Raw genomic sequence first — 7277 nt, 5'->3', positions numbered from 1 at the left:
GTAATAAATATCACAGCCCTGATCTACCATTTCCTCATGCAGCATCTGGCTTCCCAGCGGATCCAGTTGTCTGTTCAAAAATCTGGATACCCTATGAATGATGGTTATTTTTACGCCTATTTCACGTAGTGATGCAGCCATTTCCAGGCCAAGCAGGCCGCCACCAACAACTACTACATGAGCGTTTTTAGGAATATGTTTTTTGAAATTGTCTGCATCTGTACGACTCCGCATGGTAAATATGCCAGGTAAGGAAGGCGCATTTTTGGGAAGGGTAGAGCGACTTCCGGTAGCCATAATCAATACATCATACGATGTTCTTTTGCCGGTTGAATCTATTACGTATTTCTGTTCTCTGTTTACTTTTTCTACGCTGATGCCTCTTAACAGTCTGATACTATATTCGGGCTCTTCCTCATCATTCATTTTTACCAATTGTTCCCATTTTTGTTCTCCGCTTATATAATCAGGGAGCATTACACGATTGTAAAATGGAAAATTCTCTTTGCTAAAGACTGTGATTTGGTCTTCCTTGTTCATTTCCCTGTAAGATTTAACAAAGCCATAAGCGCCGGCACCAGCGCCTATAATTACTATTTTTTGGAAGTCTTTTTGGAACTTTTCAATATTTACAGCACAATATTTAAAATCAGGTTCTTTAGATAGGGGGTCTAGTATAGTACTGGTAACGTTGTTGGCTCTGTTTAAATCGCTGCCCAATATTTTTCCCCAATGCATAGGGAGAAATACTACGCCTTGTTTTATGGAGGCAGACAGCTTTGCCTTAACCTGCACTTCACCACGTCTGGATCGTACAACTATAACCTGATTATCTTCTATAGATAAGAATTCTGCATCTGTTGGATTGATTTCCATAAAAGCATCTTTAATATGCTGTTTAAGCTTGCTCACTTTGCCAGTTTTAGACATGGTATGCCAGTGATCACGAACTCTGCCTGTGGTTAGGATAAATGGAAAATCTTCGTCAGGAAGTTCGCTGTTCAGCTGATCGGAGGGGCTGTGTATAATCGCTTTCTTGGATCTTGTATGAAATGAATGATTTGTAAACAGACGTTTTGTGCCACTCTCGGTTCTTTTGTTGAATGGCCATTGCAGGGTATTGCTCTTGTCGATTTGTTTATAGTCGAGCCCATGTATATTAATGCTGGTTCTATAGGTGAGTTTTGCATGTTCTTTGTATATATCCTCCATGCTGTTGTACTCAAACCCATTATAGCCCATTTTTTTTGCAAAACGGCAGATGATTTCTGCATCAGGAAGTGCTTCTCCGGGTGCATCGATAACCTTATTCAGGTGACTTATCCTTCTTTCGGAATTGGTCATGGTGCCTTCTTTTTCTGTCCAGGCTGCTGCAGGTAAAATAACATCAGCATAAGCAAGCGTCTCTGCCTTATCAGTAATTTCCTGTATCACAACAAATTTTGCTCTTTTTAAAGCTTCTTCGGCAAACCGTGCATTGGGTAAACTTGTTAATGGGTTTGTGCAAAGTATCCAGATTGCTTTAAGCCGGCCATCATGCAGGGCCTCAAACATTTCTGTAGCGGTAAGCCCTGTTTTGCCGGAAATTGTTGTTCCTCCCCAGAATTTTTGCACTTCCTGACGATGTAGTTCATTTGATAGGTCGCGATGCGCAGGAAGAAGATTTGCAAGTCCACCTACTTCGCGACCACCCATTGCATTTGGTTGTCCGGTAAGTGAAAAGGGGCCAGAACCCGGCTTTCCAATGTGGCCTGTAATAAGATTCAGGTTAATTAGACTCAGATTCTTGTTAACACCAATTGAACTTTGATTAAGTCCCATTGTCCACATCGTTAAAAAGCCTTTGGCATCGCCTATATATGTTGCCGCAAGTTGTATCTCAGATTCCGTGACGCCGCAGATTTTGGCTGATTCTTCTAAAGTCCTTTCAAATACCTTCCGTTTGTAATCGGAAAAGCCTTCTGTGTGATTGCTTATAAAATTACTGTCTACATTGCCTGTTTCAATAAGTGCCCGGCCTATTGCATGGTTCAGTGTTACATCGGTTCCAGGATTGATTTGCAAGTGAAGATCGGCAAGACCGCAAGAGTCTGTCACTCTTGGGTCTGCTACAATAATTTTAATGTTTGGATTTGCGGCTTTATGGGCTTCAACTCTACGCCAAAGTATTGGGTGGCACCATGCGGGATTAGCACCGGTAACGAAAAAGCAGTCGGCAAGTTCAATATCGTCATAGCACACCGGAACACTATCTTCACCTAAAGCCATTTTATAAGCAGTAACAGCACTGCTCATGCAAAGACGAGAATTGGTGTCGATATTGTTACTGCCTATAAAACCTTTAATTAATTTATTGATAACATAGTATTCTTCGGTGAGGCATTGCCCAGACGCATAAAAAGCAACAGAATCGGGGCCATATTTATCAATAAAAGTCTTAAAAACAGCTGCTGTCCGATTCAGTGCATCTTCCCAGCTTACCCTTTGTAAGGGCATATTTTTATTATACCTCATTTGAGGATAAAGGAGACGATCGCTTTTATCGTTTACTGTGTACTGGAGGTTAAGTCCCTTACTGCAAAGCATGCCATGGTTTACCGGATGATCTTTGTCGCCCTGTACTGTAATGGTCTTGTTTTTTTCTAAAGTAACGTTTACGCCACAGCCAACACCACAATAGCAGCATGTACTTTTAAAAACTTTGTTTTTATCTCCAGACATACATGTTTTCTGTTAGGTAGAATTAAGCCTGTTGAAACTCTTGTTTTACTGTTTCCGTATTTTCGGATCTTTTTAATTGAAATCGGGTAATAAATACCAGCAGACCAATTACTGCTACCCCAATTCCTATGTAGTGAAAAGCGTCAGCGTAGGTGAGGTGCTCTGATTTAAAAAGAAAGCCTACCAGCATTGCACCTATATTTCCGCCTGCACCAACAATACCACTTACAGAGCCAATTGCATCTTTATTGATGAAAGGGACAATGCCATAAGTGCCACCATTGGCCATTTTTAGAAATAGTGCAAACAAAAGCATTGCTGCTATAGCTAAACCAAGAGTTTGTGATTGGGCAAATAAGCTAATCCCAATTCCTTCCAAAACTAACAATGCCCCTAGTAGTATTCCTTTTCCTCTAAGGCCATAAGATTTTCCAACTTTATCACTAACAAAGCCACCGAGTGCCCTTGCAAAAATGTTCATGCCACCAAATATGCTCGCCATGGCACCGGCCATAATCATTGATGCACCGAACTGATCTGTGAAAAATGTTGCAGCAACATTATCAACGGTTATCTCTATTCCAAAGCATGCAGCGTAAGCTAATGCCAGCACCCATGTTCTGTAATCTTTTAATGCGGCCATAAAAGAGCCTTTTTGAGTTTTTTTGACTTTAATGACCTGTAAATCATTAAAGTTTCCGGCAGGCGTATCTTTTGTGTACTTGTAGTAAATAAAAGCCATAACTAATAGAATTACCCCCGGAACGATCATAGCAACCCTCCATGAGTTGGCCTGACTTACAAAGCCCAGGCCTGCAAAACCAGCTGCAATAAGTGGCATAATCAGGTTTGTAACTCCACCACCAAGATTTCCCCAGCCGCCTGTAACAGCATTTGCAGTTCCTATTACATTTGGGGCAAACATCATTGAGGTGTGGAATTGTGTGATTACAAAAGAAGCACCTATAATCCCGATGACGAAGCGGAATAAAAGAAAACTTTCGTAGCTGTTACTTAACCCAATGCACATAACGGGTATTGAGCCCAGTGCAAGCAGAATTGTGTAGGATAACCTTGGTCCAAGGGTATCGCATAGTTTACCAATAATTAGCCTGGCAATAATTGTTGCAGAAACTGAGGCAATAATAATATTGCCGATCTGATCTTTACTTAAGTGTAGCTGTTCTCTTATCAGCGGCATGAGTGGGGCTACGCCAAACCATCCAAAAAAGCAGAAAAAGAAGGTTATCCAGGTAATATGAAAGGTTTTCATTTGAATACCTTTCGTTGAAAATATATTAAGTTTTTTTAGTGGTTTAAGTTCTTCAGTCATAATTCATGAGATTTAGGTTCCGGAATTTGTTTGATGTTGTGGTGGTTAACGGTTTACGGAAATTAATTTCATGAAGGTGCTGCACTAACAGAAAGAGTAAATACTTTTTGATACATTTGATAAGTTTTATTTAATCGATGAGACTATTTTACCCCGTCAGAAATCCGACCTTCTGATGGGGTTTTTTATATTTAATTTTGTAAGCCGATGTATACTAACCCATCTTCAACCTTAACCGGGTAGGTTTGTATGGCGCATTCATCTCCGCTTAAGCACTCTCCTGTAGAAAGTGAAAATGTTTTTTTATGAAAGGGGCAGGCAATTTTAGGGTCTTCACCTACAGAGCCGATCATGCCGCGGCTAAGTGCCATTTGCCTGCGGTGTGGGCATAGGTTTTGTGTGGCATACCATTCATTTCTGCGGGTAAAATAAAATAAGGCAATTTGTTCCTCGCCGCATTTAACACATACTCCTCCGTTTTGTACTGCGTCTTCAACGCGACATGCTTCAAACCAGTTTGTTGTTGTTTCTATCATGATTTCTGTTTTGTTAGTGTATAAATAGGTTTGTTGATTTAAATTATGCTGTTGTCCAGTTTGCAGCCTTTTTCTGGCCGCGCATTTCGTCAAATTTTACACTTGGATCTTTTTCTTCGGGCGCATTCACAAAATGATTGAACCTTTTTCTTATTTCCGGATCCTCAATTGCTGTTTTCCATTCACATTGATAGCTGTTTACAATGTTTTGCATTTCAATTTCCCATTGTTCTGCCATACCCAGGCTGTCGTTTACAACTACATTTCTCAGGTATTCAATTCCACCCTCCATTTTATTTAGCCACGGGGCAGTTCGTGTTAATGGATCGGCAGTGCGGATATAAAACATTAAGAACCTATCTATGTATTTGATGCATGTATCGCTGTCTACATCCGAAGCCAGAAGTAGTGCATGTTGAGGTTTGCTGCCGCCATTACCGCATACATATAGGTTCCATCCCTTTTCGGTTGCTATAATTCCAAAATCTTTGCTTTGTGCTTCTGCGCATTCGCGAATACATCCGCTAACAGCAGATTTTAGTTTATGTGGAGCCCTTAGGCCTCTGTAGCGTTCTTCTATTCTAATTGCATAGCTTACACTGTCGTGCAAACCAAAGCGACACCATGTGCTGCCAACACAACTTTTAACTGTTCGTAATGCTTTTCCGTACGCATGTCCGCTTTCGAAGCCAGCAGCAATTAATTCTTCCCATATTAATGGCAGGTCACTTAAATGGGCTCCGAACATATCTATCCGTTGTCCGCCGGTGATTTTTGTATACAAGCCATATTTTTCAGCAACTTCTCCAATAATTACAAGCTTCTCCGGTTTGATTTCCCCTCCCGGAATTCTTGGAACTACTGAATAGGTTCCTCCTTTTTGAATATTTGCTAAAAACCTGTCATTACTGTCCTGGGCGGTATCATTACCTCTTTTAAGAATCATATCATTCCAGATGCTTGCCAGAAGTGATGATACCAGCGGTTTGCATATTTCGCAGCCGTCGCCTTTGCCTACGTTGTCCAGTACTTGCTCATAATTTTTAAGGTTGTGTATTTTTATAAGATCATATAACTCTTGTCTGCTCAGTTGGAAGTGCTCGCATACTACATTTCTAACGTACTTGCCATTTTCTTTCATGGTGTGCAGCATTAAATCTTTCACCATTGGTATACATCCACCGCATCCTGTGCCAGCCTTAGTGCATTTTTTGATTGCATCTATCGATTCGCAACCCTCTGCAGAGACAGAATTACAAATGGTTCCTTTTGATACACCCTCGCAACTACAGATCAACGCGTCGTCCGGAAGTCCGGCTAACCCAGCATTCTCAGTTTGGGAGCTGCCACCGCGGGATCCTAATATCAGATCTTCGGGGTTAGGAGGGAGCGCTATTTTGTTGTTTACAGTTTGCAGTAGCATATTGTAAGCCTCTGCTTCGCCAATTAGTATTCCACCTAGTAAATATTTTCCATCGTTGCTGATATTGATGCGTTTGTAAATTCCTTTATGGGTGTCTTCAAATAGAATACTCCTTGAGTCTGGTTCTGTTGTAAACGGATCTCCAAAACTGGCTACATCTACGCCAATAAGTTTAAGTTTGGTGCTCATATCGAATCCGTTGAATGTTTTGTTGCCTTCGCATAGATTAGCCGCTACCACTTCGGCCATTTCGTATCCGGGAGCAATCAGTCCATAGATGTTATGGTTAAATAACGCACATTCCCCAATTGCAAAAACAGATGGATCACTGGTCTGCATTGATTCATTTACCAGAACTCCACCTCTGGTGCCAACTTCAATTCCGCAGAGTTTGGCCAGTTCATCTCTAGGGCGTATTCCGGCAGAAATTACAAGTATGTCTGTTTTTAATTCGCTGCCATCATTAAACTTTAGAGATTCAATACGGTTTTCGCCTTCTATGCTGCTTGTGCCTTTGTTTGTGTATATGGATAATCCTAGTGTAGCAAGTTTTGTTTGTAGCATCTGACTTCCGGCACTATCTATCTGCCTGGGCATTAGTCTTGGTGCAAATTCAATTACATTTGTTTCAGCAAGATTTAAATCTATTAATGCCTTCGCGGCTTCTAAGCCCAATAAGCCCCCGCCTAATACGGAGCCTGTTTTTGCATTTAAAGCATAATTTTTAATGAGCTCAAGATCTTCGATGGTGCGATAAACGAAAACACCTTCTTTATCAACACCAGGGATATCAGGTACAAAAGCCGATGACCCTGTTGCCAGAACCAGATAGTCGTAATTTAAAATAAGCCCTTTATTCGAATGTATGGTTTTGCTTTCTCTGTCAATTTCTTTTACCGGGTCGCCAAGATGAAGCGTAATGTTTTGTTCGTTGTACCAATTTTCATGAGATAAAGAAAGATCTTCTGCACTCTTTCCGTTAAAGTATTCGCTTAAATGAACTCTGTCGTATGCCCTTCTTGGTTCTTCTCCAAATACAATAATGTTAAAATTATCTGATTTAGAGGTTAATTTTTCGCAAAACTTATGTCCAACCATTCCATTTCCTATTACGATTACTGTTTTATGATTCATAATTTCGATTTTGTTGGGTTATTTATTTTATTTAACGGGTAATTGTGGTTTGTTTAATCAAATATATATAATAATTTGTATTATTTTTATAAATGTATGATTTATATCATGTTTATTTTGTTTTTTTAAT

General features: G+C 40.3%; 4 protein-coding genes. All 4 read right to left on the bottom strand.

The window, feature by feature from the left end; all coding sequences use genetic code 11:
• The coding region (locus AC1DG9_RS20170; RefSeq protein ID WP_477635126.1) for a molybdopterin-dependent oxidoreductase at positions 1–2721 on the bottom strand (2721 nt) is incomplete at its 3' end.
• 22 nt (positions 2722–2743) lie between these two features.
• The gene (locus tag AC1DG9_RS20165) at positions 2744–4054 is read right to left on the bottom strand and encodes a NarK family nitrate/nitrite MFS transporter (RefSeq protein ID WP_288882838.1); all 1311 of its coding nucleotides are present in this window, start codon (positions 4052–4054) and stop codon (positions 2744–2746) included.
• Positions 4055–4245: 191 nt separating this feature from the next.
• Entirely contained in the window at positions 4246–4590 is a 345-nt protein-coding gene (nirD, locus tag AC1DG9_RS20160; RefSeq protein WP_048906098.1) for a nitrite reductase small subunit NirD, read from the bottom strand.
• Positions 4591–4633: 43 nt separating this feature from the next.
• Positions 4634–7147, bottom strand: a complete 2514-nt coding sequence (gene nirB, locus AC1DG9_RS20155) for a nitrite reductase large subunit NirB (RefSeq protein ID WP_288882836.1) — start codon at positions 7145–7147, stop codon at positions 4634–4636.
• Between the last annotated feature and the right edge of the window lie 130 nt (positions 7148–7277).

It is taken from the genome of Pedobacter sp. 05L430 (genome assembly GCF_056397585.1).
Note: the sequence above shows the minus strand (reverse complement) of the source record. Positions and strands in the feature narration are given on the sequence as shown.

What these genes read in the sequence shown, in the direction of transcription:
- nirB (WP_288882836.1), bottom strand. Translation starts at nt 7,147, where the DNA reads ATGAATCATAAAACAGTAATCGTAATAGGAAATGGAATGGTTGGACAT.
- AC1DG9_RS20165 (WP_288882838.1), bottom strand. Translation starts at nt 4,054, where the DNA reads ATGACTGAAGAACTTAAACCACTAAAAAAACTTAATATATTTTCAACG.
- nirD (WP_048906098.1), bottom strand. Translation starts at nt 4,590, where the DNA reads ATGATAGAAACAACAACAAACTGGTTTGAAGCATGTCGCGTTGAAGAC.